The organism is Aeromonas sp. 62-46 (assembly GCF_001898585.1).
Classification (GTDB): Bacteria; Pseudomonadota; Gammaproteobacteria; order Enterobacterales; family Aeromonadaceae; genus Aeromonas; species Aeromonas caviae.
Window position 1 is genome coordinate 209,106 of sequence record NZ_MKUI01000050.1, and the last position, 25,173, is coordinate 234,278.

A 25,173-nucleotide genomic window follows, 5' to 3' on the forward strand; every position below is an offset into this window, starting at 1 on the left:
CCTGAATCCCTTCACTCTCTGTCTCGCGAGCCTTGCTCGCCGCCGTGCAGTAGGGTATTGAAGGGTTTCCAAGCAAGAGACTGACTATCAGCCATGCGCATTCCACGTATCTATGAACCGGCCAGCCTGCAGGTTGGCCAGACCCTCGCCCTGTCGGAAGACGGTGCCAATCACATCGGCCGCGTGCTGCGCATGCAGCCGGGCCAGCAGCTCGAGCTGTTCAACGGCGACGGCAACCAGTACCCCGCCACCATCGCCAACGTCGGCAAGAAGTCGGTGGAAGTGACCATCGACAGTTGCGAGACCCGCTCGGTGGAGTCCCCCCTTGCCATCCACCTGGGTCAGGTGATCAGCCGCGGCGACAAGATGGACTTCACCATCCAGAAATCCGTGGAGCTCGGCGTCACCTGCATCACGCCCCTCTTCTCCGAGCGCTGCGGCGTCAAGCTGCCCGCCGATCGGCTGGAGAAAAAACGCGAGCAGTGGCAAAAAGTGGTGATCAGCGCCTGCGAGCAGTGCGGCCGCAATACCGTGCCCGAGGTGCGCATGCCGATGGAGCTGGACGCCTGGCTGGCGGAAGAGACTCAGGAGCTCAAGCTCAACCTGCACCCGCGCGCCCCTTACAGCATCAACACCCTGCCCATCCCCGAGCACGGCGTGCGCCTGCTGATCGGCCCGGAAGGGGGCTTGTCCAGCGACGAGATCGCCCGTACCGTGCAGGAAGATTTCAAGGAGATGCTGCTGGGGCCGCGGGTGCTGCGCACCGAAACCGCCGCCCTGACGGCGATTACTGCGCTTCAGTGCCGCTTTGGCGATCTGGCCTGACAGCCGACCCCACCCCGGCCCTCCCCTTCGCAGGGGAGGGAGCAACAGGCCCCTCCCCCTTGTGAAGGGGGAGGCAGGGAGGGGGTCATCACATCCCATCGAGCCATTAGGAAGGAAACTCGGATGACCATTAAACTCGGCATCGTGATGGACCCCATCTCGGCCATCAATATCAAGAAGGACTCCAGCTTCGCCATGCTCGAAGAGGCGCAAAAGCGCGGCTACGAGCTGTTCTATCTGGAGATGAAGGATCTCTACATGGAGGCCGGTCGCGCCTTCGGTACCATGCGTCCGCTCACCGTCAAATATGACTATGCCGACTGGTACAGCCTCGGCGCGGTGGTGGATCAGCCGCTCTCCAGCCTGGACGTGATCCTGATGCGCAAGGATCCCCCCTTCGACACCGAGTTCATCTACGCCACCTACATGCTGGAGCGGGCCGAGGATGAGGGTTGCCTCATCGTCAACAAGCCCCAGAGCCTGCGCGACGCCAACGAGAAGCTCTACACAGCCTGGTTTGCCGAGCACACCCCGACCACGCTCGTCACTCGCAGAGCAGACAAGCTGCGGGCTTTCCACGCCCAGCACAAGGACGTCATCCTCAAACCGCTGGACGGCATGGGCGGCGCCTCCATCTTCCGCATGAAGGAGGATGACGCCAACGTCGGCGTCATCATCGAGACACTAACCTCTCACGGCAGCCAGTACTGCATGGCGCAGACCTATCTGCCCGCCATCAAGGATGGCGACAAGCGGGTGCTGGTGGTGGACGGTGAGCCGGTGCCCTACTGCCTGGCCCGCATTCCGGCCCAGGGTGAGACCCGTGGCAACCTGGCGGCCGGCGGCCGTGGTGAGGCGCGCCCTTTGAGTGACGCGGACTGGGCCATCGCCCGCGCGGTAGGCCCGACCCTGAAAGAGAAGGGGCTCATCTTCGTCGGCCTCGACATCATCGGCGATCGCCTGACCGAGATTAACGTCACCAGCCCGACCTGCATCCGCGAGATTGAGGCGGCCTTCGACGTCTCCATCACCGGCATGCTGATGGACGCCATCGAGCGCCGACTGGGCCGCTGACCCCTTCGTTGCTGCGGCGAGGACACACACACAAGGGGCCGTGAGGGCCCCTTTGACTACCGCCCTCCTGCCGGCAAAAAGCGGTTTTGCCCGCCGCCATCAACTGCCATAATCACCCCAAATACCTTTGCACGCTAAGAGATACATACGCTCCATGCAAACACTGCAAAATCACTTTCTGCTCGCCATGCCGAGCCTCACGGACGCCTATTTCCAGCGCTCCCTGGTCTATCTGTGCGAACACAGCAGCGAAGGCGCCATGGGACTGGTGGTCAACATTCCGGTCGACATGTCCCTGGACGCCATGCTGCCCAAGCTCAACCTCAATCCCCCCGCCACCGCCGAGATGAAACAGCCGGTGTTGCAGGGGGGCCCGGTGCACGGGGATCGCGGCTTTGTGCTGCACAGCTTCCGCCCGGGGTTCAACTCCACCCTGCAGGTGAGCGACGAGATGATGGTCACCACCTCCAAGGACATCCTGGAGACCCTGGGCACCGACGAGGCGCCAGACCACTGGCTGGTGGCGCTCGGTTACGCCGGCTGGAGTGCAGGCCAGCTCGAGCAGGAGCTGGTGGATGGCGCCTGGCTGGTGATCCCCCCCAATCCCAAGCTGGTCTTCGATACCCCCATCCACCTGCGCTGGCAGCAAGCCGCCGCGAGCATTGGGGTCAACCCCCTGCACCTCTCCAGCCAGGTGGGGCATAGCTGACACCCCGGCCCTCCCCTCCGGGGGAGGCGGCACGCTCCCCCCTCACGAGCAGGGGGAGACAGGGAGGGGGCTTCCCCCTTCATTTATCCATCCATTTCGAGGAGACCCCATGTCATCACGCAGCATCATGGGCTTTGACTACGGCACCAAGAGCATCGGTGTCGCCATCGGCCAGGAGCTCACGGGCAGCGCCCGCCCCCTTCGCTCCCTCAAGGCCAACGACGGCATCCCCAACTGGGACGAGATAGAGAAGCTGATCAAGGAGTGGCAACCGGATCTGCTGATCGTCGGTCTGCCGCTCAACATGGATGGCACGGACCAGGAGATCACGGTGCGGGCCCGCAAGTTCGGCAATCGCCTGCACGGTCGCTTCGGCAAACCGGTGGAGTTCAAGGACGAGCGGCTCACCACCACGGATGCCCGCGCCCGCCTGTTTGAACGTGGCGGCTACAAGGCGCTGGACAAGGGGAGCGTGGACGGCGTCTCCGCCCAGCTCATCGTCGAAGCCTGGATGGAAGAGCAGTACGACTAAACCGGGGTGCCTCCTCCACCTTGCTTCTCTTTCGCCTCCCCGCTCTCCATGGGCCCGCCCCAGGCAAAACGCGTCATCCCCGCCGCGGCCAGGCCATAGAGCCGCCGGATCTCCCCCCGCAACCACATCACCTTGGCATCCTGATTGTGGCGCTTGTGCCACAGCAGGATGAAGGCGATCTCCAGCTGGGCATAGAGAGACTCTTCCAGCGGCAACGGCATGGGGATGAGGCCGGGGTGATGTCTGGCGGCATAGTCCGCGCAATATGAAGGCACCACGGCGATCAGCTCGTGGCTCTTTTGGGCGGCGATGTGCAGCGCCTGCTCGAAGCTCGCCACCATGATGGGCACCTGCCGCCTGTGGCCTTCGTCCTCCAGCAGATCATCCAGTGCCCAGCTGTCGCTGGCCTCCCACACCACGCTCACCTGGGGGCAGGCCAGAAAGCGGGTCAGCGACCACGTCTGCCCGAGCAAGGGGTGATCCTTGCGCAGGAACACCACGGGACGATCGCAGAACAGCACCTCGTGATCGATGTAATAGGGCAGCCGGTTGACCCTGGCATGGGAGCGGCCGTGGGTCTCCCGGGCACAGAAGCCGAGATCCGCCTCCCCGTTGACGATGTCGTTGAGAGAGTGGTGATCCCAGCCCAGCATCCTGACCACGGAGTGGGGGTACTTCTGGTAGATGGTCGTGGGCAGCTCGCTCAGGAAGCTGATGCCGAAGGGGGACTCCATCACCAGACTGAAGCGGGCCCCCTCGGGGATCGCCTCGCTGTTGAGGGTGCTGATGCTCTCGGTGAGCTGGAACCAGGTCTTGAGCTCCTCTGCCAGGGTCAGGGAGAGATTGGTCGGCTGCAAGCCCTGACGCACGCGCACGAAGAGGGGGTCCCCGAACCAGTCCCGCAGCTTGCCGAGCGCCTTGCTCACCGCCGACGGGGTGACACACAGCCTCTTGGCCGCCCCCGCCACGCTGCGCTCCTGCATCAGGTGCCTGAAGACCACCAGCAGGTTCAAATCGAGTTCACCCAGATTGCGCATCGCTTCTCTCCTATCCCCGAGCCCGTACTCGCCGGATCGCACGCCATGGTAGCAGCACCTTGACCACCAGGTAACCGAGCAGCGCCAGCAGGAGTGCCAGGATCAGCATCCAGAGCGCAGGCATCCCCAGATGGCCCATCCCCCAGATGAAGAGCCCGGACAACCCTATCTGCATGATGCAGAGCAGGGCACTGGCCGATGCCACCTGATCACCGCACACATCCAGCGCCTCCCCCATCGCCACCCCGAACCCGCAGGAAAACCCGATACAGACCAGGGCACACCCCGCCAGCAGCCAGGGCAGGCCGCCTTCGGGCCCGCTGCTGCACAGCAGGGCGAGCAAGGCCAGCAGGTAGGCGAGATGGGAGAGCGCCAGTACCCTTGCCTTGCCGAGCCAGCGCAGCAGCAAGGGGGTCAGGAAGGAAGCGGACATGCTCACCCCGGCCATCGCCATCATCAGCCGGGTGTACTGCTCGGGAGACAGGCCGAACGTGGTCATCAGGACGAGGGGCGAGACGCTCACATAGACTAGGATGGCGGTCACGCTGGCGCTGGTCAGCAAGGCGCGCAGCATGAAGGGGGCCGTGCCCAGCAGGGCCAGCGGCGATGCCCCCGCAGGCTGGCGGGCGGGGCGGGTCTCCTTGAGCAGTCGCAGGTTGACCAGGGCACTGATGGCGGCCACCAGCGCCATGCCCACGAAGATGCCGCGCCACTCGAAGTGCGACAGGATGAGATAACCGAGTACGGGAGCCAGCACCGGAATGACGCAGATCACGCCGTTGATGAGGGAGAGAGCCATCGCGAGGCGCGCCTGGCTCAGCACATCCCGCAGCACGGTGAAGGTCATGATGTAGAGCGCTCCAGCGCCCACCCCTTGCCAGAAACGCCCCAGATAAAACTGGGCGATGCCGGTCGCCTCCGCCGCCACCAGGGAGGCGACCACGAAGATGAGGGCGCCCCCCAGCACCACGGGGCGCCTGCCATGGCGATCCGCCAGCATGCCCCCCGGCAGCACGGTAGCCGCCATGCCCAGCAGATAGATGGAAAAAGCGGTGTGGATCTGCGCCTCGCTCCCCTGCAGGGTTTGCGCAATGCGGGGGACGGCCACCAGATAGAGATCGATCCCGAGGGGATAGAGGATGATCATCAGAAAAGTACACAGCAGAAACATACCCATGAAGGCTCCATAGCAGCAGGTTTCACCATCACAGGTGCGCTGTCAGCGAGATGGACAACTCAATCCTGCAAAAGCAGAGGAAGATGCCAGGCACTATAGAGCGGGCGGCCTGCCGGGGCCTAGTGACGAGATGGCACTCGGTGGATGCCAATCCGGACATCTCCCGCAGGAGAGGTCCGGATTGGCATGCTCATCGACCCGCCCCCTGCCAGGTCGCCCTTGAGGGGTCGGGTCCGAAGTAACGGGCACGCCGCGATGCGACGTGCCCTCAAGGCTCAGCGAAGGCGCTCCATTACCTGGCCAGTTGCGTCAGGATGGCGTGGGCCGCCTTGATGCGCGCCTCGTTGGGGTAGTTGCGATTGGCCAGCATGACGATGCCGATCCCTTTGGCCGGCACGAAGGCCACATAGGCCCCGAAGCCATTGGTCGAGCCGGTCTTGTTGAAGAGCACAGGGTGCCCTGCCGCAGCGGGCGCGGGCGCCGCCGGGTTGGCATTGTAAATCATCGCCGGGGAGTTGCCCGCCAGCAGCGTCTGCTCGCTGACGGGATAGGCGTAACGCTCCCAGCCCAGTCCCTGGGTCATCTCCCCCACCGCATACTGGCCCTGGTGAGTCAGATCGATGGCCTGCTGCATGGCCGCATTATCCACCCCGCTGATGTTGGCCTTCACAAAGCGCAGCAGATCCGCCGAGCTGGTCTTGATGCCGTAGGCCTCGTCCGCCAGCATGCCGGGAGTGACGCGGATGGGCTTGTCCTCCTTCGAGTAGCCGTAGGCGTAGTGCCCCATGGCCTGCTCGGGCACATTGAGGTAGGTATGGTACAGGCCAAGCCCCGGCAGGATCGTCTGCTCCATCAGGCGATCGAACGGCTGCTTCATGCTGCTCGCCGCCAGATAGCCAAAGAGCCCGATGCTGGGGTTGGCGTACTGGCGATGGGAACCCGGCGAGTAGGCTGGGGTCCACTGGCGGTAGTAGGCCTGCATCTTCTCGAGCGAATCCACCTCCTCGGGGAATTGCAGCGGCAAGCCGCCCGCGCTGTAGGTAGCCAGCTCCCCCATGGTGATGTTGTCAAAGGCGGATCCCTTGAGCCAGGGGGCGAACAGACTCGCCTTGTCATCGAGCTCGAAGCCCCCCTGCACCACGGCGTAGGCCCCCAGCGTCGCGGTCAGGGTCTTGCTCACGGAGCCTATCTCGAACAGGGTCTGCTCGCTGACACCGACCGCGCGCTCCCGATCGGCCACACCGTAGTTGAAATAGTGGGCCTTGCCATCCTTGAGCACGGCCACCGCCATGCCCGGGATCCTGTGCTCCTTGAGCAGCGGCCGGATGCTGGCATCCACCACGGGGCGCAGGGGATCGGTCGCCGCCTTGTCACCGGCATGAGCCAGACCGGCCCACATCAGGGTGGCCAGAGCGCCCCACAGGATGGATTGTCGTTGTTGCATTGCATGTCTCCTGACTGTCGTTAGCAAGGTATCGCCATGGCGGCGAGTGATGAACCCAGCATAGTCCCGCGAGGTGTGCTGCCGATGAGGCTCTGTGAAGTCAGTGTGAAGCCGCCCCCTCTTTTTACCCATGAAAAAGGGGAGCCATGGCTCCCCTTCAATCACCTTGCAACGCAGGCTTATTTCTTGCCCGGGTTGTCCCAGATCCCCTCTTCCAGCTGGCTGCGCAGCTCGGGGTATTTGTTGGCATCGAAGGTCGGCACGCGGCCCACCTTGAGCTGGTCGTTGTAGTCCTTGGCCAGCTTGATGGCGACGCCGGAGAGCAGCAGGATGGCCACCAGGTTGACGATGGCCATCAGCCCCATGGAGACATCCGCCAGAGCCCACACGGTCGGCAGTTCGCCCACGGATCCGAACATCACCATGCCCAGCACGAACATCCGGAACAGCATCAGGCCACCCTTGTGGTTGTGTTCGAGGAACACCAGGTTGGTCTCCGCATAGGAGTAGTTCGCCACGATGGAGGTGAAGGCGAAGAAGAAGATGGCCGCTGCGATGAAGATGTTGCCACCGCCGCCCACCTGGGAGGAGAGCGCGCGCTGGGTCAGCTCGACACCGGTCACGCCGGAACCCGGCTCGAACTGGCCGGACATCAGGATGATGGCGGCAGTACAGGTACAGATGACGATGGTATCGAGGAAGACCCCCAGCATCTGCACATAACCCTGGGAGGCCGGGTGCGGCGGATAGGGGGTGGCGGTGGCAGCAGCGTTGGGGGCAGAGCCCATGCCCGCCTCGTTGGAGAAGAGGCCGCGCTTGATGCCGTTGATCATCGCCTGGGAGATGGCATAGCCCATGGCGCCGGAACCTGCCTGCTCGATGCCGAACGCAGACTTGATGATGAGGGCGAAGATACCCGGCAGCTCGCTGATGTTCATGAACACCACGAACAGCGCCATCAGGATATAGGCGATCGCCATGAAGGGCACCACCAGCTCGGCAAAGCGGGCGATGCCGCGAATGCCGCCGAAGATGATGAGACCGGAGAGCACCACCAGGGCCAGACCGCTCACCCAGTCAGGGATGCCGAAGGCGACGTTCATGGCCAGGCTGATGGAGTTGGCCTGCACCGCGTTGAACACCAGACCGAAGGCCAGCAGCAGGCAGAGGGAGAAGACCACCCCCATCCAGCGCATGCCGAGGCCGCGCTCCATGTAGTAGGCGGGGCCACCCCGATAGTTGCCATCCTCATCCTTGACCTTGTAGAGCTGGGCCAGGGTGCTTTCCACGAAGGCGGTGGCCATGCCGATGAAGGCGATCAGCCACATCCAGAAGACGGCGCCAGGGCCACCCAGATAGATGGCGACGGCCACACCGGCCAGATTGCCCGTCCCGACGCGAGCCGCCAGGCTGGTACACAGAGCCTGGAAGGAGGAGATGCCAGCGCTGTCGGATTTGCGACTGTTGCGCAGGACCGAGAACATGTGGCCGAAGTGGCGGATCTGGATAAAGCCCAGGCGGAAGGTAAAGAAGATACCGACCCCGATCAGCAGGTAAATGAGCACGGCTCCCCACATCAGGTCGTTAATCATTGCAATCAAGGTGTCCATAATTCTCTCGTTGTTATCACATCCATGGCCAGTCTGCGCTGACCGCTCTCTGTCAATTTCCGAACCAGCATTGCGCCGAAGGGGCGGAATCTAGCATAGCGAGGGAATTCAGAATAGTGACAGGGCTCACTGGGGAGACAAAAAACGAGCAATTTGATGCAAAAAAGCTTCATTTAGCACGCAATAAATCAACAAAAATTGATGTGCAACCCAGCCCCTCACAAATTAGAGCCAATAGAGAACCATTTTACAACTCATCCCATGGGGGTAAAAACCGCTGAGTGAAACGACATCAGGGAGACAAGCGTTTGCCTCTCATGCCTCATCGGCAAGGGGTTGTAACGCAAAACGTTTTACACGTAATTAAATTTCAAGTAGCTGACAGAACTATTTATGTGACCTCCCGCACAAATTCATGAATCCACCAAAATAATTGCGCTTTTCCATGTCGGAGCCAGCCGCCACACCATGAATAAAACTCGTTTTTTATCAAACACTTTCACTCGACAGCCGGTACCGCTTTCACCACCTGGCTGATTCGCATACAAGCCCCCCTATTGCAGGATGCGCCACATCCGTATTAATTAGGCAGGCAATGACGATGGGGCCTGCCCATCGCCCCTTTCTGAGCCTGAGCCGCCGGGATCTTGTAATTTAATTTCAGAACTGCCGTCTCATGCCCACCACCCTGGGATTGCTCCCTCATAAAGAGATGATATTTGCCATGGCCGATAAATTGACCCAGCTGAAAGCCCTGACCACAGTGGTTGCCGACACCGGCGACATCGAAGCCATCAAGCGCTACCAGCCCATCGATGCCACCACCAACCCCTCTCTGGTACTCAAGGCCTCCGAGATCCCCGAGTACGCAGCCCTGATCCAGGACGCCATTGCCTGGGCCAAATCCCAGAGCCAGGACAAGGCACAGCAAATCATCGACGCAGGCGACAAGCTGGCGGTCAACATCGGCCTCGAAGTGCTGAAAATCGTTCCGGGCCGCATCTCCACCGAAGTGGACGCCCGCCTCTCCTTCGACACCAATGCCAGCATCGCCAAGGCCCGCAAGCTGATCCGCCTCTACAACGAAGCCGGCATCAGCAATGATCGCATCCTGATCAAGCTTGCCTCCACCTGGGAAGGGATCCGTGCCGCCGAGGTGCTGGAGAAAGAGGGTATCCAGTGCAACCTGACCCTGCTGTTCTCCTTCGCCCAGGCCCGTGCCTGTGCCGAAGCCGGCGCCTTCCTCATCTCCCCCTTCGTCGGTCGCATCCTCGACTGGCACAAGGCCAAGAACGGCCGTGATTACACCGCCAGTGAAGATCCGGGCGTGGTCTCCGTCACCGCCATCTACAACTACTACAAGCAGCACGACTACCCGACCGTGGTCATGGGCGCGAGCTTCCGCAACACCGGCGAAATCCTGGAACTGGCCGGCTGCGACCGCCTGACCATTGGCCCCGCTTTGCTGGAAGAGCTGAGCAAGGCCGAAGGCGCCGTGGTGCGCAAGCTGGACTACACCGGCGAGCGCACAGCCAAACCGGCCCCGATGACCGAAGCCGAATTCCGCTGGGAGCTGAACCAGGACGCCATGGCCGTCGAGAAACTGGGGGAAGGCATCCGCCTGTTCGCCATCGACCAGGGCAAGCTGGAAACCATGCTGGCAAGCCACCTGTAAGGCCGCTCGCCACACGGCTCTCACAGAGCGAAGTGGCGCCGCAAAAACCGGGCTCCCGAAAGGGCAGCCCGGTTTTTTTGTGCCTGTTTCCGGTTGTCACAACTTCGTCATAAAAACGTTTTATTTTCAAAGGCGTCGTGTTATACGGATGGTGAAAACCATAAAACCAAGGAGGGAGCCATGGACATGTTCAACTTCGATTTTGACGAGGTCGTTGAGCTGGGTTCACGTAGCCGCGGGACAACGGGAAAAAAACGCAAATGGCGTGAGATTGAGGCGCTTAAAGACAAGCACCGCCTGCAAAAGGAGCTGCAGGCCATCGACATCGCCTATGAAGGATCGGACGACCTGGAGCTCTGATACGCCCACGTCGCCCATGTTTCACTCCAGCGAGTGGAGCCATAAAAACAGCGCCCCGGATTGACCGGGGCGCTGTTTTTATGGGTGAACCTCCTGTCAGGCTGCAGGCAGCGAGAGCTGTTTGGCCAGCGCCTGGAAATGCTGGCTCACCTCCGCCCCGAACAGGGGATCATTGATGGCCCGGTTCTGCCAGAGCTGTTCGAGATGACGCCAGTCATCCTCGGTCAGGGAGTCGCGCAGATGGGGGAAGATGACCCCTTCCTCATAGTTCATGTGCGCCTCCTGCTGCTCGATGAACTGCTCCAGACGGGCCACGAACTGATCCAGCGGGATGACCGCATCCATCAGGATCATCTCCACCATCTCCTTGAGCTCGGTCCCTGCATCCAGCAGACGGGCGTGCTCCTCGTGCAGCCGGTTGGCCACCTCCCCCTCCACCACCCTGTATTTCAGGTAGTAGTCATAAATCATGTCTTCCTTCGGGTGGTGGTACTTGTCGGATACCTCGCGCAGATAATCCACCACATCCCGCAGCAGGAAGTAGCTCACCGGCTGCTCATTGCGAATGGCCGCCAGCTTTTGCTTGAGCAGCGTCAGCAACCGGGTGATGTTGAGGTGGTCCTTATGCAGACTGGATAACATGGGCACTCCTTGCACTGAAATGAGAAAACGTCTGTCTCGAGTATACGGTCATTTATTGCCTGAACTTTGCACTCAATCAAGTCGGATGCAGACAGCGGCTGCACCAGCCTCTCACCACAGGGGGCACAGGGGAGACCATTTCCCCTGTGCATTTACGGCGTCAGGCCGCCGGATCGGCGCAGACCGAGAGCCAGTCGATGGGACTGCGTCCCTGCTGGACCAGCAGGCGATTGGCCTCGGAGAAGTGGCCGCAACCGATGAAACCGCGATGGGCAGAGAGCGGGCTGGGATGGGGGGCGCTCAGCACATGGTGGCGCGACCGGTCGATGAAGCGCCCTTTCTTCTGGGCATGAGCGCCCCACAGCAGGAAGACAACTCCCTGGCAATGGGCATTGATCCGCTCGATGACCCGATCGGTAAAGGTCTCCCACCCCAGGTGGGCGTGAGAGTGCGCCATGCCCGCCTGTACCGTCAGCACCGTATTGAGCAGCAGCACTCCCTGTCTGGCCCAGGATTCCAGGAATCCGTGATTGGGTGTGACAAAACCCGGCAGATCCCGCTGCATCTCCTTGTAGATGTTGACGAGGGACGGCGGCGTGCGCACTCCGGGCAAGACGGAGAAACAGAGGCCGTGCGCCTGATCCGGGCCGTGATAGGGATCCTGCCCCAGGATCACCACCTTGACGTCATCCAGCTCGGTCAGTTTGAAGGCATTGAAGACCTCGGTCGCCGGGGGATAGATCACCTTGCCCGCCTCCCGCTCAGCCCTGACGGTGGCCAGGGTGTCCATGAAATACGCCTGCTCTTTCTCCGAACCAATCACATCTTTCCAGGTCAGCACACCCGTCTCCTCTCGTTGCGAATCCACTCCTTCCATCCTGGCTGGCATGCCAGCCTCTCCCTCTCCCCACTCCCCGCCTTCTGTCCAGCTTGGCACCGCTATCTCCTCGGTCAATAGAGCAAGGGGCTCAGGATAGGGTCCTCGCCCCCAAGACGCAACCGCATGGAGGTCAGGCTCAGCCTTGCCAGCCTGGGAAGTGGCGGCGGCGTTCACGGGCAATGACCGGGGCTGCGTCGACACAGGAATAACAGGACGTCCTTCGGACAAGCCTCATGGGCAGGCCGGTTTTCTCTGACGCCAGAAATAAACCCTAAAGGTGTAGTTAAATTACTAGATACGAATAATAAAAAATGCATAATTCATATATCTTACAAAAACAGAAAAATGATCTGTTTTTGATTCAACTCAATGATTTAATCCCTTTCAATGCACGCAAAATGGGGTTTTATTGATTTGGATCAATTTTCGTAATATTACCGTCGTGGTATATATGGCCCCAACGAAGTAAAGGTGTAAGGCAAGGCCCCGTTAAATCATTCCTTCCAAGAGGTGGTTTAAAAACATCAGGGTAATGTGCTTACCGTTGAATCCGCTTTCCTATGAGGAGTCATACCATGATCAAGGGCATCCAAATCACCCAGTCCGCCAACGCCGCTCTGCTGAACTCTTTCTGGCTGCTGGACGAAGAGAAACAACAGGCTCGCTGCATCTGCGCCAAGGGCGACAGCTTTGCCGCCGATCAGGAAGTCAGCCTCTCCGACCTGGGTCAATTCGAATATCGTGAACTGCCGATTCAGCAAGAGCCTGTGGTCGAAGGGGGTCAGCACTTGAACGTCAACGTACTGCGCCGCGAAACCCTGGAAGACGCCATCGCCAACCCGGAAAAATACCCGCAGCTCACCATCCGCGTCTCCGGTTACGCCGTGCGTTTCAACGCCCTGACCCCGGAGCAGCAGCGTGACGTGGTCACCCGCACCTTCACCCAGAGCCTGTAAGGCGCCCTGCGTAAAGAGATTAAAAAAACGGCCCCCTCGGGCCGTTTTTTCATGGGTGATGATCGCCGCCGGAACCTGGGTCAGCTTCGCAGGTCCACCGGCATGACCGCCACAGGTTTCGCCAGGGCGTCCTGCATGGTGGCCTCGTCGAGCTGATCGCAGTAACGGGCCACCACCAGGGTCGCCACCCCGTTGCCAATGAGGTTGGTCAGGGCGCGCGCCTCCGACATGAAGCGATCAATCCCGAGGATCAGCGCCAGCCCGGCCAGCGGCAGATGCCCTACCGCCGAGATGGTGGCTGCCAGCACGATGAAGCCACTCCCCGTGACTCCGGCCGCCCCCTTGGAGGAGATAAGCAGCACCACCAGCAGGGTGAGCTGATGGAACAGGTCCAGCGGGGTGTTGGTCGCCTGGGCGATGAAGACGGCGGCCATGGTCAGATAGATGGAGGTGCCGTCCAGGTTGAATGAGTAACCGGTCGGGATCACCAGACCCACCACCGATTTCTTGCAGCCCAGCGCCTCCATTTTCACCAGCATGCGCGGCAATACGGATTCCGACGAGGATGTTCCGAGCACGATCAACAGCTCTTCCCGGATATAGGCAATAAAGCGCACAATGCTGAAGCCATTGGCTTTGGCGATACTGCCGAGCACCAGAAAAATAAACAGCAGGCAGGTCAGATAGAAGCTAGCAATTAATTGTCCCAGCTGAACCAAAGAACCAATACCGTATTTCCCTATGGTGAATGCCATGGCGCCAAATGCCCCGATCGGCGCCAGTTTCATGATCATGTTGATGATGCCGAAAATAACCTGGGAGAAACCATCGATGATATTGAAGATGGGTTTTCCCTTCTCCCCGATATGATGCAGGGAAAATCCGAACAGGACGGCAAACAGCAACACCTGGAGTATATTGCCGCCGGCAAAGGCACCGATGACGCTGGCCGGTATCACATCCAGCAGGAAGGGAATTATCCCCTGGGACTGGGCCTGATCCGCATAGACGGAGATGGCGCTGGCGTCGAGTGAGGAGGGATCCACATTCATACCGGCCCCTGGCTGCAGCACGTTGACCACGCACAGACCGATGATCAGGGCCAGGGTGCTCACCACTTCAAAATAGATCAGCGCAATGGCACCGGTTTTGCCCACCGCCTTCATGCTTTCCATGCCGGCAATACCGGTAACCACAGTACAGAAAATGACGGGGGCGATGATCATCTTGATTAATTTAACGAAGCCATCACCAAGGGGTTTCATATCTGCGCCTAGACTCGGATAGACATGTCCCAGACATATTCCGATGGTGATTGCCAATATCACCTGAAAATAGAGGCTACTGACAATTTTCTTGTGCATGCTCAACGTCCTGTTAATAAGTGTGACTCCACTGACAGCAAATAACGTATGCAGCAGTCTGCGGCGAGAAATAGGGTTATCTCACCCGCTTCATACCTTTTTGCCATCCTGACGGTCGCTACTTTTGCATGTCATAAGAAGCAAATAAGAGACATCAATCACACAATATATTTAACATCATTAACACCACGGAAACATGGTCGCAATGGACGCCGAAGAGCACCAAATGAAAATGACGGAAATAAAAATGCCCCGCATGGCGGGGCATTTTTGATAGTAAAAATCGCGATCAGGCGGAGGTATCGAGGGGCTCGAAGCCCTTGACGAGATCGTCGATGGCCTTCATCTGCTTGAGGAAGCCTTCCAGCTTCTCCAGCGGCAGCGCGCTCGGGCCGTCGCAACGGGCAATCTTGGGGTCCGGGTGAGATTCAATGAACAGACCGGCGAGGCCCACCGCCATGCCGGCACGGGCCAGCTCGGTCACCTGCTCGCGGCGACCGCCGGAGGCCGCTCCCAGGGGATCGCGGCACTGCAGGGAGTGGGTGACGTCAAAGATGACCGGATAGCCGCCGGTGCTCTTCTTCATGACGCCCAGGCCCAGCATGTCCACCACCAGGTTGTCATAGCCGAAGTTGGCACCGCGCTCGCAGAGGATCAGGCGATCGTTGCCACACTCCTCGAACTTGTCGGTGATGTTCTTCATCTGGCTTGGGCTCAGGAATTGCGGCTTCTTGATGTTGATGACGTTGCCGGTGCGGGCCATGGCCTCCACCAGATCGGTCTGGCGCGCCAGGAAGGCGGGCAGCTGGATGACGTCGACCACCTCGGCGACCGGTTTGGCCTGATGGGGCTCATGCAGATCGGAGATCACCGGCATGCCGAAGGTCGCTTTCAGCTCCTGGAAGATCTTCATCCCCTCTTCCAGACCCGGGCCGCGATAGGAGTGGATGGAGGAGCGGTTGGCCTTGTCCCAGCTCGCCTTGAACACGAACGGGATGCCGAGCTTGCTGGTCACTTCCACGTACTTCTCGCACACCGCCATCGCCATGTCGCGGGATTCCAGCACGTTCATGCCGCCGAACAGCACGAAAGGTTTGTCGTTGGCGACGTCGATCTGGTTGACCTTGATATTCTTCTGTTCCATCTCAGGGATCCTTAATGGAGGGGTTTGGGACTGAGGTCCAGGGTGGCCAGCTGGGTTTTCAGCACATCGGCCACGGGATCATCAGGGCATTGTTCAATAAAGTATTCGAAATCGTCGGCGGCAAAGCGCGGGCAATCGAGTTGCTCATAGATGAAGCCCCGATCCCGCGTCTCCAGCGGATCGCCGGGCTTCATGCGCAGCAGCAGCTCGCTGCAGCGCAGCGCCTCCGTCATGCGCTCCTCGCGCAGCAGGGCGCCCTTGCTGACATTGAGCAAGCGCTCGATGATCTCCCACTGCCCCGATGGCTGCAGATGATCATCGCTCAGACTCGCCAGGTTCCCGAGGGCACCGCGCAGCAGCAGTTCGATGCGGTGCCGGCTCAGTTCATCACCGTTGAAGGGGTCCACATAGACCTCCCCGTCCAGACCGGCAAAACTCAGGAGGAAATGGCCGGGGAAGCAGATCCCCTCCACATCCAGCCCTATCTTGCGACCCAGCTGGATGAGGAGGATGCCGAGACTGACCGGGATCCCCTTGCGCCTTGCCAGCACCTGGTCCAGATCGCAGTTGGCGGACGAGAAGTAATCCTGCCAGTCGCCACGAAAGCCCAGGGTCTGGTAGAAACCCTGCAACAGCTGACGACGCACCTCGTCGCAGTCTCCCTCGGCAATCGTCTCGTCCAGCCAGGCATCGAGGCGGGCAAGCTCGGCCTCTCCCGTGCCGCCATGGCCCCGGATCTCGTCGCTCACCGACAGCGCCAGCTCGGCCAGATCGTGAGCCTCGAAGTCGGTCCACTCATCCACACGTATCATCGTCATCCTTCCTAGCCGAACAGGCTGGCCTGCTTTTGCACCGCAAGCTTGGCGATAAAGAAGATCCACCCCAGTGCGCCCAGGAAGGCAAACCAGCGGATGCCGTTGCTGCGGGCCAGGCGCAGCGCCATCATGGCCAGAAACGCCACCACCAGGATGGATGTCAGCTTCTCGGCCAGCCAGGGGATGGCGTTGTTGAGGGGGTTGAGACCCAGCACCATGCAGAGCAGCGCACCGGAGAGCACCACCAGGCCGTTGAGCCAGCCGCTGATCTTGAGGGTGCGGGCGCCCCCTGCCAGCGCGGAGCCGGTCTGCAACCAGTAAAAGCGCAGGATAAACATCAGCACGGCCCCGGCAATCAGGGTGAGGTGCAGATGCTTGAGAACAACATACATAAGATTTCCTTGAACAGGGGCAGACCGGGCCCGCCCGTCATATCACTGAGCCAGGCGCCCCAGGGTTACCCGCTCGTTATCGCCGTAATCGCGCACGGTTTCCACCTGGACGTAGCCTTGTTGCAGCAGGAGTTGACGCACCGCCTCCCCCTGATCCCAGCCGTGTTCCAGCAACAGCCAGCCACCAGGCACCAGATGGGCGGGCGCCTGGGTGACGATGAGGCGGATATCCGCCAGCCCCTGCTCCTCCGCCACCAGGGCGGAGCGCGGCTCGAAGCGCACGTCCCCCTCGTGAAGATGGGGGTCCGCCCCGTCGATGTAAGGCGGGTTGGAGACGATCATCGCAAAGCGCGGTGCATCCGAGAGCGGCGCAAACCAGCTGCCGTCGCGCACCTCGATGGGCAACCCCAGGGCGGCGCTGTTGGTGCGGGCCAACGCGGCCGCGGCCGGCATCCTGTCCACCGCCCATACATCGGCATCCGGTCGCTCAGACTTGAGCGCAAGGGCGATGGCACCGGTGCCCGTGCCCAGATCCAGCAGGGCGCAGGGGCCGCCCGGCAGGCGGGCCAGCGCCTGTTCCACCAGCACCTCGGTATCGGGGCGCGGGATCAGGGTGGCCGGGCTCACTTTCAGCGGCAGCGACCAGAACTCCCGCTCACCGATGAGGTGGGCAATGGGCTCACCATTGAGGCGACGGGCAAGCCAGCCCGCCAGGGTTGCCTGCTGGGCGGCATCGAGCTCGTGCTCCGGCCAGGTCATCAGATAGCTGCGCCGACAATCCAGCAGATGACAGAGCAGGGCATCGGCGTCGGCACGGGGGGATTCCCCGGAGGCCAGGGTCGCCATGATATGGGCGCGGGCCTGCTGGATCTGCATCAGTTGCTCTCGGCCAGGGAGGCGAGCTGATCCGCCTGATACTCCTGCACCAGGGGGGTGATCACGCAGTCCAGATCCCCTTCCAGGATGTCGCCCAGACGATAGAGGGTGAGGTTGATCCGGTGCTCGGAGAGACGCCCCTGGGGATAGTTGTAGGTGCGGATGCGCTCGGAGCGATCCCCGGAGCCCACCAGGTTGCGGCGGGTACTCTGCTCGGCGGCGCGGTGGCGTTCGTCCTCGGCCGCCTGCAGGCGAGCGGAGAGCACCGACATCGCCTTGGCGCGGTTCTTGTGCTGGGAGCGCTCGTCCTGGCACTCCACCACCAGCCCGGTGGGCAGGTGGGTGATGCGGATGGCGGAGTCGGTCTTGTTGACGTGCTGGCCGCCGGCACCGGAAGCGCGGAAGGTGTCGATCTTCAGCTCGGAGGGGTTGATCTCCACCTGCTCGGCTTCCGGCACTTCCGGCAGCACGGCCACGGTACAGGCGGAGGTGTGCACCCGGCCCTGGGATTCGGTCTCGGGGACTCGCTGCACCCGGTGGCCGCCGGACTCGAACTTGAGGCGGCCGTAGACGTGCTCGCCGTCCACCTTGGCGATCACCTCCTTGTAGCCGCCGTGTTCGCCGTCATTGCAGCTGACGATGGAGACACGCCACCCCTGACGCTCGGCGTAGCGGGAGTACATGCGGAACAGATCCCCCGCGAAAATGGCCGCCTCGTCGCCACCGGCACCGGCACGGATCTCCAGATAGCAGTTGTTGTCATCCTTGGGGTCGCGCGGCAACAGCATCACCTGAAGCGCCTGCTCCTGCTCCTCGAAGGTCGCCTTGGCGAGCGGCAGTTCCTCCTGCGCCATCTCCCGCAGCTCGGCATCCTCTTCCTCCAGCATCAGCCGGGTGGTGTCGAGGTTCTCTTCGGCCTGGCGGAAACGCTGGAAGGCGTGAACGATATCTTCCAGCTGGGCGTATTCCCGGGTCAGGGCGCGGTATCTGTCCTGATCCGAGGCGACCCCGGGCTCCCCGAGCAGGGCCTGTACTTCTTCATGGCGCTCGATGAGGCCTTCCAGCTTTCTGATCAATGAGGGGTTCATGACTCTTGGATTCTCGATGGAGGACGGGACGGCAAAGGGCCGTCCCAACACTATGATTCTTGTGACAATCCCAGCACCTGACGCAGTTGGGCCAGCTTGTGGCTGTCCCCCTGGGCGGCGGCCTGGCGCAGGGCCTGGGTCGGTGCGTGGATCAGCTTGTTGGTGAGGCGATGGGCCATGGCCTTGAGCGCCTGCTCGGCATTTTCACCCTGTTGCAGGGCCAGCAAGGCCCGCTGCAACTCTTCGTCGGCGACCTGCTGTGACTGATGGCGATAATCGCGAATGAGATCCACCGAGTGCTGGCTGCGATACCAGCCCATGAACTCGTCGCGCTCTTCCTGCACGATGAGTTCCGCCTCGGCGGCCGCCCGCTTGCGGGTCTCCAGGTTCTGCTCGATGATGCCCTGCAGATCGTCCACCGTGTAGAGATAGGCATCGGAGAGCTCGTCCACCTCGGCTTCGATGTCGCGGGGCACGGCGATGTCCACCAGGAACATGGGCTTGAAGCGACGCGCCTTGAGCGCCCGCTCCACCATGCCCTTGCCGATGATGGGCAGGGGGCTTGCCGTGGAGCTGATGACGATGTCCGCCTCGTGCAGGTAGTCCGGGATCTCCTCCAGGGTCATAACCTGGGCACCGAACTCCTCTGCCAGCAACTGGGCCCGTTGCAGGGTCCGGTTCGCCACCATCATCCGGGTCACGCTCTGCTCGCGCAGGTGGCGGGCCACCAGTTCGATGGTTTCGCCGGCGCCCACCAGCAGCACCTTGGTCTGGGTGAGATCGGAGAAGATACGGCGGGCCAGGCTCACGGCGGCAAAGGCCACCGACACCGCGCTGGCGCCGATCTCGGTGTCGGTGCGCACCCGTTTGGCCACCGAGAAGGATTTCTGGAACAGGCGCTCCAGGGATCCTTTCACCGCATCCGCCTGCTGGGCGTGGGCGTAGGATTGCTTGATCTGCCCCAGGATCTGCGGCTCCCCCAGCACCAGGGAGTCGAGGCCGCAGGCCACCCGCATCAGGTGTCGCACCGCTTCCTCGTCCTGGTGCCGGTAGATGGCGGAGAGCACCTCGCTCGCCTCCAGCGCGTGGAACCGCTGCAACCAGTTCAGCACCTGCTCCCCCTGCCCCTGCTCCAGGCTGCAATAGAGCTCGGTGCGGTTGCAGGTGGAGACAATCACCGCCTCGCTGACGCCAGGCTGCTCCACCAGCTCACGCAGGGCGCGATCGATGCGGTCCGGGCCAAAGGCGACCCGCTCCCGCAAGGCGACACTGGCGGTGTTGTGGTTGATTCCGAGGGCAAGCAGACTCATGGGTGGGTGATGATCGTTTCATGCACAGGGTGTAGAGGCCGACAATTGTACGAGAAAGGGTAAGTCTTTAAAAGCAATACGGCCGCCCCTTATACTGTCGCAAACCTCATCTGCGGAGCTCCACCTTGTTGTTGCGTATCTTCTCCCTCGCCTGCCTGCTGGTGCTGGCGGGCTGTACCACCACCCAACCCCAGCGGGATCAGGTCAACTGGCAGCAGGAGCGCGCCCGCCTCGAACGCCTCACACACTGGCAGTTGTCGGGCAAAATGGCCATCATCACCGCCCGCCAGAAGGGCAGCGCTCGCCTCAACTGGCAGCAAAACGGCGACGACTATCGCCTCAACCTCACCAGCCTCATCGGCACCCATATTCTGGAACTCTCCCGCACCGGCGGCGAGGTGACTCTGCTCGACAACGACGGAAAACAGCACCAGAGCCAGGATGCCGAGCTCCTGGTCTATCAGCTCACCGGCTGGCACATTCCGGTGGCCGGGCTGCCTGAGTGGATCAAGGGATTGCCGGGGCAGGCCGAATTCGAGCTCAACCCCGATGCCAGCCTCGCCAGCGTGCGCGACGGCCAGTGGCAGATCGTCTACGGGGACTATCGGGATCAAGACGGCTATCGCCTGCCCCACCTGCTCACCATGACCGGGCAGGAGAGCCGTCTCAAGCTGCAGATCAACGAGTGGACCCTGGCACCATGATGCACGACCAGGCGCCGATCCGCTGGCCCGCCCCGGCCAAGCTCAACCTCTTCCTGCACGTCAACGGCCGCCGCCCCGATGGCTACCACGAACTGCAGACCCTCTTCATCTTCCTCAACCACGGCGACTGGCTCGAATTCGAGCCGATCCCCGGCAGCGACCAGCTCACCTTGAGCCCGGCCATTCCCGGCGTGCCCGATGAACAGAACCTCATCATCCGGGCTGCCCGCCTGTTGCAGAGCCGGTTGGCCAGTCCGCAGGGAGCCCATATCCGGCTGGAGAAGGTACTGCCCATGGGCGGTGGCATCGGGGGCGGCTCGTCGGACGCGGCCACCACCCTCGTGGCCTTGAACCACCTCTGGCAAGCCGGCTTGAGTGAAGACGAGCTGGCCGAGCTCGGCGTACAGCTGGGCGCCGACGTGCCGGTGTTCGTGCGGGGCAAGGCCGCCTTCGCCGAGGGCGTGGGGGAGCGGTTGCAACCGGTCGAGGTGCCGGATGCCTGGTACCTGGTACTCAAGCCGGATTGCCATGTGGCCACCGCCGCCGTGTTCCAGGATCCCGACCTGCCCCGCAACACCCCCAAGATGACCCTGGACAATCTGCTGGCAGGAGAGTGGAAAAACGATTGCGAACTGCTGGTGAAAAAGCGCCACCCCGAGGTTGCCAATGCGCTCGGCTGGTTGCTAGAATACGCGCCGTCAAGAATGACGGGCACTGGCGCCTGCGTCTTTGCTCGATTTAAAGACGAAATGGCTGCTCGGAAGGTGTTGGCAAGAGTGCCGGAAGGCTGGGATGGGTTTGTCGCCAAGGGCGAGAACATATCACCACTCTTCGTAACTTTGCAACAAGTGAGTGATTGGGGTATCGCCAAGCGGTAAGGCAGCGGGTTTTGATCTCGCCATTCCTAGGTTCGAATCCTAGTACCCCAGCCAACTCTCTCCTTGTTGAGGCCGCATCGGGAGGTGTTGACCTCGTCGATGTGTCTTGGGCCAATCTGACGCGATGGCGCTCAAGCTGGATTCCCGTCCACCCACCCTGCGGGTGATGAGACGCCATCCTCGACATCGCCCAGAGACCTTGTCCGTCATCTTGCTAAATCGTTTGCCCCCAAACGATACGGGTCTAAAATCAGACTCCCCACATACTGGATGCAACCCCGAGGTTTCAAACCGTGCCTGACATGAAGCTGTTTGCTGGTAACGCAACGCCGGAACTAGCCCAGAAGATCGCAGATCGCCTGTTTATCAAACTCGGCAATGCTGCCGTAGGTCGCTTTAGCGACGGCGAGATCAGCGTACAGATCAACGAGAATGTACGCGGTGGCGATATCTTCATCATTCAATCCACCTGTGCCCCGACCAACGACAATTTGATGGAATTGATCGTCATGGTGGATGCACTGCGTCGTGCTTCAGCTGGCCGTATCACTGCCGTTATCCCCTACTTTGGTTATGCCCGTCAGGACCGCCGCGTCCGCTCAGCCCGTGTGCCCATCACCGCCAAGGTCGTCGCCGACTTCCTCTCCAGCGTGGGTGTGGACCGTGTGCTGACCGTTGACCTGCATGCCGAGCAGATCCAGGGCTTCTTCGACGTCCCCGTCGACAACGTGTTCGGCAGCCCGGTGCTGCTGGAAGACATGAAGGCCAAGAACCTCGAATCCCCCGTGGTCGTGTCACCGGACATCGGCGGCGTGGTCCGTGCCCGTGCCATCGCCAAGCTGCTGGACGACACCGACATCGCCATCATCGACAAGCGTCGTCCCCGTCCGAACGTCTCCCAGGTCATGCACCTGATCGGCGACGTAGCCGGTCGTGACTGCGTCATCGTCGACGACATGATCGACACCGGCGGTACCCTGTGCAAAGCGGCCGAAGCGCTGAAAGAGCGTGGTGCCAAGCGCGTGTTCGCCTATGCAACCCACCCTGTCTTCTCCGGCACCGCCGTTGAAAACATCAAGAATTCGGTCATCGACGAGCTGATCATCACCGACTCCATCCCGCTCACCCCGGAGATGAAGGCAGTCGGCAAGGTCAAGCAGCTGACCCTCTCCTCCGTGCTGGCCGAAGCGATTCGCCGCATCAGCAACGAAGAGTCCATCTCTGCCATGTTCGAGCATTGATAGACCCTGTTGTGACAAAAACCGCCGAATGGCGGTTTTTGTTTTTTTGGGTGCCTGGCGCCAGCCGCCAACCTCCACTCGGCAAGAGACGAAAACCTCGGACGAGCCACCCCACCCGAGCCCTTCTGTCCGGCTTTTCCCCGACCTTGCCGCACTTTGGTTGAGTGATCGCCACTCGGCGGCTAGAATATTGCGTCCCATTGCCCCGGGCCATCCGCCCATGGCAAGTAGCGAGTGAAGACATCAAGCGTGACAAGTCAAATCAAACTGATTGTCGGGCTGGGTAATCCCGGCCCCGAATATGCCAAGACCCGCCACAATGCGGGCGCCTGGTATGTGGAGCAACTGGCACGCTGGCACAATGTCAGCCTGCGCGAAGAGCCCAAGTTCTTCGGCCACACCGCCCGCTTCCTGGTGGACGGGCAGGATGTGCGGCTGCTCATCCCGAACACCTACATGAATCTCTCCGGCAAGGCCGTGGCGGCGCTCGCGCGCTTCTACCAGATCGCCCCGGAAGAGATCCTGGTGGCCCACGACGAGCTGGACCTGCCTCCCGGCATCGCCAAGTTCAAGCAAGGGGGCGGTCACGGCGGCCATAACGGCCTCAAGGACATCATCGCCAGGATGGGCAACAACAATAACTTCTTCCGGCTGCGCCTTGGCATCGGCCATCCGGGCGCCAAGGAGCTGGTCGCCGGTTTCGTGCTGACCAAGGCGCCCAGCAGTGAGCAGAGTCTGATCGAGGCCGCGCTGGACGAGTCCCTGCGCGCCACCGACATCCTGTTCAAGCAGGACATGACCAAGGCCATGAATCGCCTGCACAGTTTCAAGGCCGAGAAAGTCTAGGCCTTCAGCCTGCATCGCCAGGCAGTTCAAGATGACCGGCCCCCTGGCGAGATCCCTCGCCTCGGGGTCAAGCAACACGACACGGGCCGCCCGCGCGGCCCCTTGAAGCATCCATCAACAAGGTAACAATCCATGGGTTTTAAATGCGGTATCGTGGGCCTGCCCAATGTAGGCAAATCCACCCTGTTCAATGCGCTGACCAAGGCCGGCATCGAAGCCGCCAACTTCCCGTTCTGCACCATTGAGCCGAACACGGGTGTGGTCCCCATGCCGGATCCCCGCCTCGACCAGCTGGCGGCCATCATCAATCCGCAGCGTGTCGTGCCGACCACCATGGAGTTCGTGGACATCGCCGGCCTGGTGGCCGGTGCCTCCAAGGGCGAAGGCCTTGGCAACCAGTTCCTGGCCAACATCCGTGAAACCGAAGCCATCGGTCACGTGGTGCGCTGCTTCGAGGACGAGAACATCGTCCACGTGGCGGGCAAGGTCTCCCCGGCCGACGACATTGAGGTGATCAACACCGAGCTGGCCCTCTCCGACCTGGATGCCTGCGAGCGCGCCATCAATCGCCAGTCCAAGCGTGCCAAGGGCGGCGACAAGGATGCCAAGCTGGAAGTGGAAGTGCTGGAGAAGATCAAGGTTGCCCTGGAAAACGGCCAGATGATCCGCGGCATGAAGCTGGACAAGGATGAGCTGGACGCCGTCAGCCACCTCAACTTCCTGACCCTCAAACCCACCATGTACATCGCCAACGTGGCGGAAGATGGCTTCGAGAACAACCCCTACCTGGATCAGGTCCGTGAGATAGCCGCCGCCGAGAACGCCGTTGTCGTGGTCGTCTGCTGCGCCATCGAGGCGGACATCGCCGAGCTGGACGACGAAGACCGCGCCGAGTTCATGGCGGATCTGGGCATCGAGGAGCCGGGCCTGAACCGGGTGATCCGCTCCGGATACGAGCTGCTCAAGTTGCAGACCTACTTCACCGCCGGTGTGAAAGAAGTGCGCGCCTGGACCATTCCGGTAGGCGCCACCGCCCCGCAGGCCGCTGGCAAGATCCACACCGACTTCGAAAAAGGCTTTATTCGCGCCCAGACCATCGCCTTCGACGACTTTATCACCTACAAGGGTGAGCAAGGCGCCAAGGAAGCAGGCAAGATGCGCGCGGAAGGGAAAGACTACATCGTCAAGGATGGCGATATCATGAACTTCCTGTTCAACGTCTAACCCCATGAGAGGCCAGCATTTGCTGGCCTCTTTTTTATCTGGCCAGAGGCGCGATCTGGGTGCGAATGTCGTAAAAAAAACCAGATTGTTGGGCTTTTGCACGACAGCGGCCAATAACTCGCCAAACGCACCCAAATTCGTTTTTTCAAACAAAAAAAGGGTTGACGCCCCAGAGCCAGATACGCATAATTCCGGCCGCACAGTGACGAGGCAACGACTCACTGGAAGCACGGTTGGCTATGTAGCTCAGTTGGTTAGAGCATCGCACTCATAATGCGGGGGTCACAGGTTCGAATCCCGTCATAGCCACCATCTCTAGTTGGGGTATCGCCAAGCGGTAAGGCAGCGGGTTTTGATCTCGCCATCCCTA

General features: G+C 61.3%; 25 protein-coding genes and 2 tRNA genes. 14 read left to right on the top strand and 13 right to left on the bottom strand.

The features are described from left to right. The first annotated feature begins 93 nt into the window (after positions 1 to 93). The 4 genes from rsmE to ruvX all read left to right on the top strand — a co-directional run bounded on the left by rsmE (position 94) and on the right by ruvX (position 3,140). A complete protein-coding gene (gene rsmE / locus BGO64_RS16355; RefSeq protein ID WP_010673866.1) occupies positions 94 to 825 on the top strand; it encodes a 16S rRNA (uracil(1498)-N(3))-methyltransferase in 732 nt (243 codons plus the stop codon). Positions 826 to 948: 123 nt separating this feature from the next. Continuing rightward, a complete protein-coding gene (gene gshB / locus BGO64_RS16360; RefSeq protein WP_286701024.1) occupies positions 949 to 1,899 on the top strand; it encodes a glutathione synthase in 951 nt (316 codons plus the stop codon). Between the two features lie 154 nt (positions 1,900 to 2,053). After that, positions 2,054 to 2,608, top strand: coding sequence for a YqgE/AlgH family protein (locus BGO64_RS16365; RefSeq protein WP_286701025.1), 555 nt, complete (start codon positions 2,054 to 2,056; stop codon positions 2,606 to 2,608). Positions 2,609 to 2,717: 109 nt separating this feature from the next. Continuing rightward, positions 2,718 to 3,140 carry a Holliday junction resolvase RuvX gene (gene ruvX, locus BGO64_RS16370; protein ID WP_010673863.1) on the top strand — a complete coding sequence of 141 codons (423 nt, stop codon included), beginning with the start codon at positions 2,718 to 2,720 and terminating at the stop codon, positions 3,138 to 3,140. On the opposite strand, the gene yidZ is transcribed toward ruvX, so the two are convergent. The 4 genes from yidZ to BGO64_RS16390 all read right to left on the bottom strand — a co-directional run bounded on the left by yidZ (position 3,137) and on the right by BGO64_RS16390 (position 8,408). Further along, positions 3,137 to 4,177 carry an HTH-type transcriptional regulator YidZ gene (gene yidZ / locus BGO64_RS16375; protein ID WP_286701026.1) on the bottom strand — a complete coding sequence of 347 codons (1,041 nt, stop codon included), beginning with the start codon at positions 4,175 to 4,177 and terminating at the stop codon, positions 3,137 to 3,139. The two genes, ruvX and yidZ, sit on opposite strands and share 4 nt — an antisense overlap. 10 nt (positions 4,178 to 4,187) lie before the next feature. After that, positions 4,188 to 5,354, bottom strand: a complete 1,167-nt coding sequence (locus tag BGO64_RS16380) for an MdtL family multidrug efflux MFS transporter (protein ID WP_286701027.1) — start codon at positions 5,352 to 5,354, stop codon at positions 4,188 to 4,190. Between the two features lie 292 nt (positions 5,355 to 5,646). Further along, on the bottom strand, positions 5,647 to 6,798 hold the full coding sequence (gene blaMOX, locus BGO64_RS16385; protein WP_286701028.1) for a CMY-1/MOX family class C beta-lactamase: 1,152 nt from the start codon (positions 6,796 to 6,798) through the stop codon (positions 5,647 to 5,649). Positions 6,799 to 6,977: 179 nt separating this feature from the next. Next, positions 6,978 to 8,408, bottom strand: coding sequence for an alanine/glycine:cation symporter family protein (locus BGO64_RS16390; RefSeq protein ID WP_043155782.1), 1,431 nt, complete (start codon positions 8,406 to 8,408; stop codon positions 6,978 to 6,980). Between the two features lie 724 nt (positions 8,409 to 9,132). On the opposite strand from BGO64_RS16390, the gene tal reads away from it, so the two are divergent. Together tal and BGO64_RS16400 are read left to right on the top strand one after the other, a co-directional pair. Continuing rightward, entirely contained in the window at positions 9,133 to 10,083 is a 951-nt protein-coding gene (gene tal / locus BGO64_RS16395) for a transaldolase (protein ID WP_286701029.1), read from the top strand. A 180-nt stretch (positions 10,084 to 10,263) separates the two neighbouring features. Continuing rightward, entirely contained in the window at positions 10,264 to 10,443 is a 180-nt protein-coding gene (locus tag BGO64_RS16400; RefSeq protein WP_010673858.1) for a DUF3545 family protein, read from the top strand. A gap of 96 nt (positions 10,444 to 10,539) precedes the next feature. Here BGO64_RS16400 and BGO64_RS16405 read toward each other — a convergent pair whose 3' ends face one another. Both BGO64_RS16405 and ung read right to left on the bottom strand, forming a co-directional pair. After that, the gene (locus BGO64_RS16405) at positions 10,540 to 11,085 is read right to left on the bottom strand and encodes a hemerythrin domain-containing protein (protein ID WP_041212588.1); all 546 of its coding nucleotides are present in this window, start codon (positions 11,083 to 11,085) and stop codon (positions 10,540 to 10,542) included. Between the two features lie 160 nt (positions 11,086 to 11,245). Further along, positions 11,246 to 11,926 (bottom strand): uracil-DNA glycosylase, encoded by a 681-nt coding sequence (gene ung / locus BGO64_RS16410; RefSeq protein ID WP_010673856.1) that lies wholly within the window; start codon positions 11,924 to 11,926, stop codon positions 11,246 to 11,248. Positions 11,927 to 12,540: 614 nt separating this feature from the next. Here ung and grcA point away from each other — a divergent pair. Then, a complete protein-coding gene (gene grcA / locus BGO64_RS16415) occupies positions 12,541 to 12,921 on the top strand; it encodes an autonomous glycyl radical cofactor GrcA (RefSeq protein WP_286701030.1) in 381 nt (126 codons plus the stop codon). An 80-nt stretch (positions 12,922 to 13,001) separates the two neighbouring features. On the opposite strand, the gene BGO64_RS16420 is transcribed toward grcA, so the two are convergent. The 7 genes from BGO64_RS16420 to hemA all read right to left on the bottom strand — a co-directional run bounded on the left by BGO64_RS16420 (position 13,002) and on the right by hemA (position 19,910). After that, positions 13,002 to 14,285, bottom strand: coding sequence for a dicarboxylate/amino acid:cation symporter (locus BGO64_RS16420; protein WP_103243557.1), 1,284 nt, complete (start codon positions 14,283 to 14,285; stop codon positions 13,002 to 13,004). Between the two features lie 289 nt (positions 14,286 to 14,574). Then, the gene (gene kdsA, locus BGO64_RS16425) at positions 14,575 to 15,429 is read right to left on the bottom strand and encodes a 3-deoxy-8-phosphooctulonate synthase (protein WP_039039605.1); all 855 of its coding nucleotides are present in this window, start codon (positions 15,427 to 15,429) and stop codon (positions 14,575 to 14,577) included. A gap of 11 nt (positions 15,430 to 15,440) precedes the next feature. After that, a complete protein-coding gene (locus BGO64_RS16430) occupies positions 15,441 to 16,241 on the bottom strand; it encodes a SirB1 family protein (protein WP_041212584.1) in 801 nt (266 codons plus the stop codon). A gap of 11 nt (positions 16,242 to 16,252) precedes the next feature. Then, positions 16,253 to 16,636 carry a SirB2 family protein gene (locus tag BGO64_RS16435; RefSeq protein WP_042880800.1) on the bottom strand — a complete coding sequence of 128 codons (384 nt, stop codon included), beginning with the start codon at positions 16,634 to 16,636 and terminating at the stop codon, positions 16,253 to 16,255. Positions 16,637 to 16,678: 42 nt separating this feature from the next. Continuing rightward, complete coding sequence (gene prmC, locus BGO64_RS16440) at positions 16,679 to 17,512, bottom strand: peptide chain release factor N(5)-glutamine methyltransferase (RefSeq protein WP_128271857.1); 834 nt, start codon at positions 17,510 to 17,512, stop codon at positions 16,679 to 16,681. Next, a complete protein-coding gene (gene prfA / locus BGO64_RS16445) occupies positions 17,512 to 18,600 on the bottom strand; it encodes a peptide chain release factor 1 (protein WP_039039601.1) in 1,089 nt (362 codons plus the stop codon). Before prfA ends, prmC begins: the two co-directional genes overlap by 1 nt. Before the next feature lie 50 nt (positions 18,601 to 18,650). Next, positions 18,651 to 19,910, bottom strand: coding sequence for a glutamyl-tRNA reductase (hemA, locus tag BGO64_RS16450; RefSeq protein ID WP_286701031.1), 1,260 nt, complete (start codon positions 19,908 to 19,910; stop codon positions 18,651 to 18,653). Between the two features lie 125 nt (positions 19,911 to 20,035). On the opposite strand from hemA, the gene lolB reads away from it, so the two are divergent. The 7 genes from lolB to BGO64_RS16485 all read left to right on the top strand — a co-directional run bounded on the left by lolB (position 20,036) and on the right by BGO64_RS16485 (position 25,115). Further along, a complete protein-coding gene (gene lolB / locus BGO64_RS16455; protein ID WP_039039599.1) occupies positions 20,036 to 20,614 on the top strand; it encodes a lipoprotein insertase outer membrane protein LolB in 579 nt (192 codons plus the stop codon). Continuing rightward, positions 20,614 to 21,492: a 4-(cytidine 5'-diphospho)-2-C-methyl-D-erythritol kinase gene (gene ispE / locus BGO64_RS16460; RefSeq protein ID WP_219596997.1), complete on the top strand. Its 879-nt coding sequence runs from the start codon at positions 20,614 to 20,616 to the stop codon at positions 21,490 to 21,492. Before lolB ends, ispE begins: the two co-directional genes overlap by 1 nt. Further along, positions 21,472 to 21,546: transfer RNA gene (locus BGO64_RS16465), tRNA-Gln, on the top strand. The genes ispE and BGO64_RS16465 overlap by 21 nt, the downstream gene beginning before the upstream one ends. A 239-nt stretch (positions 21,547 to 21,785) precedes the next feature. Continuing rightward, entirely contained in the window at positions 21,786 to 22,733 is a 948-nt protein-coding gene (locus tag BGO64_RS16470; protein ID WP_010673845.1) for a ribose-phosphate pyrophosphokinase, read from the top strand. Positions 22,734 to 22,982: 249 nt separating this feature from the next. Then, positions 22,983 to 23,579 carry an aminoacyl-tRNA hydrolase gene (gene pth, locus BGO64_RS16475; protein ID WP_041215615.1) on the top strand — a complete coding sequence of 199 codons (597 nt, stop codon included), beginning with the start codon at positions 22,983 to 22,985 and terminating at the stop codon, positions 23,577 to 23,579. 132 nt (positions 23,580 to 23,711) lie between these two features. Beyond that, positions 23,712 to 24,803 carry a redox-regulated ATPase YchF gene (gene ychF / locus BGO64_RS16480; RefSeq protein WP_010673843.1) on the top strand — a complete coding sequence of 364 codons (1,092 nt, stop codon included), beginning with the start codon at positions 23,712 to 23,714 and terminating at the stop codon, positions 24,801 to 24,803. A gap of 235 nt (positions 24,804 to 25,038) precedes the next feature. Beyond that, a tRNA-Met gene (locus tag BGO64_RS16485) sits at positions 25,039 to 25,115 on the top strand. Positions 25,116 to 25,173 lie beyond the last annotated feature (58 nt).

Excerpts from the sequence above, each read along its gene's own strand:
- rsmE (WP_010673866.1), top strand. The coding sequence starts at position 94 with ATGCGCATTCCACGTATCTATGAACCGGCCAGCCTGCAGGTTGGCCAG.
- gshB (WP_286701024.1), top strand. The coding sequence starts at position 949 with ATGACCATTAAACTCGGCATCGTGATGGACCCCATCTCGGCCATCAAT.
- BGO64_RS16365 (WP_286701025.1), top strand. The coding sequence starts at position 2,054 with ATGCAAACACTGCAAAATCACTTTCTGCTCGCCATGCCGAGCCTCACG.
- ruvX (WP_010673863.1), top strand. The coding sequence starts at position 2,718 with ATGTCATCACGCAGCATCATGGGCTTTGACTACGGCACCAAGAGCATC.
- yidZ (WP_286701026.1), bottom strand. The coding sequence starts at position 4,177 with ATGCGCAATCTGGGTGAACTCGATTTGAACCTGCTGGTGGTCTTCAGG.
- BGO64_RS16380 (WP_286701027.1), bottom strand. The coding sequence starts at position 5,354 with ATGGGTATGTTTCTGCTGTGTACTTTTCTGATGATCATCCTCTATCCC.
- blaMOX (WP_286701028.1), bottom strand. The coding sequence starts at position 6,798 with ATGCAACAACGACAATCCATCCTGTGGGGCGCTCTGGCCACCCTGATG.
- BGO64_RS16390 (WP_043155782.1), bottom strand. The coding sequence starts at position 8,408 with ATGGACACCTTGATTGCAATGATTAACGACCTGATGTGGGGAGCCGTG.
- tal (WP_286701029.1), top strand. The coding sequence starts at position 9,133 with ATGGCCGATAAATTGACCCAGCTGAAAGCCCTGACCACAGTGGTTGCC.
- BGO64_RS16400 (WP_010673858.1), top strand. The coding sequence starts at position 10,264 with ATGGACATGTTCAACTTCGATTTTGACGAGGTCGTTGAGCTGGGTTCA.
- BGO64_RS16405 (WP_041212588.1), bottom strand. The coding sequence starts at position 11,085 with ATGTTATCCAGTCTGCATAAGGACCACCTCAACATCACCCGGTTGCTG.
- grcA (WP_286701030.1), top strand. The coding sequence starts at position 12,541 with ATGATCAAGGGCATCCAAATCACCCAGTCCGCCAACGCCGCTCTGCTG.
- BGO64_RS16420 (WP_103243557.1), bottom strand. The coding sequence starts at position 14,285 with ATGCACAAGAAAATTGTCAGTAGCCTCTATTTTCAGGTGATATTGGCA.
- kdsA (WP_039039605.1), bottom strand. The coding sequence starts at position 15,429 with ATGGAACAGAAGAATATCAAGGTCAACCAGATCGACGTCGCCAACGAC.
- BGO64_RS16430 (WP_041212584.1), bottom strand. The coding sequence starts at position 16,241 with ATGATACGTGTGGATGAGTGGACCGACTTCGAGGCTCACGATCTGGCC.
- BGO64_RS16435 (WP_042880800.1), bottom strand. The coding sequence starts at position 16,636 with ATGTATGTTGTTCTCAAGCATCTGCACCTCACCCTGATTGCCGGGGCC.
- prmC (WP_128271857.1), bottom strand. The coding sequence starts at position 17,512 with ATGCAGATCCAGCAGGCCCGCGCCCATATCATGGCGACCCTGGCCTCC.
- prfA (WP_039039601.1), bottom strand. The coding sequence starts at position 18,600 with ATGAACCCCTCATTGATCAGAAAGCTGGAAGGCCTCATCGAGCGCCAT.
- hemA (WP_286701031.1), bottom strand. The coding sequence starts at position 19,910 with ATGAGTCTGCTTGCCCTCGGAATCAACCACAACACCGCCAGTGTCGCC.
- ispE (WP_219596997.1), top strand. The coding sequence starts at position 20,614 with ATGCACGACCAGGCGCCGATCCGCTGGCCCGCCCCGGCCAAGCTCAAC.
- ychF (WP_010673843.1), top strand. The coding sequence starts at position 23,712 with ATGGGTTTTAAATGCGGTATCGTGGGCCTGCCCAATGTAGGCAAATCC.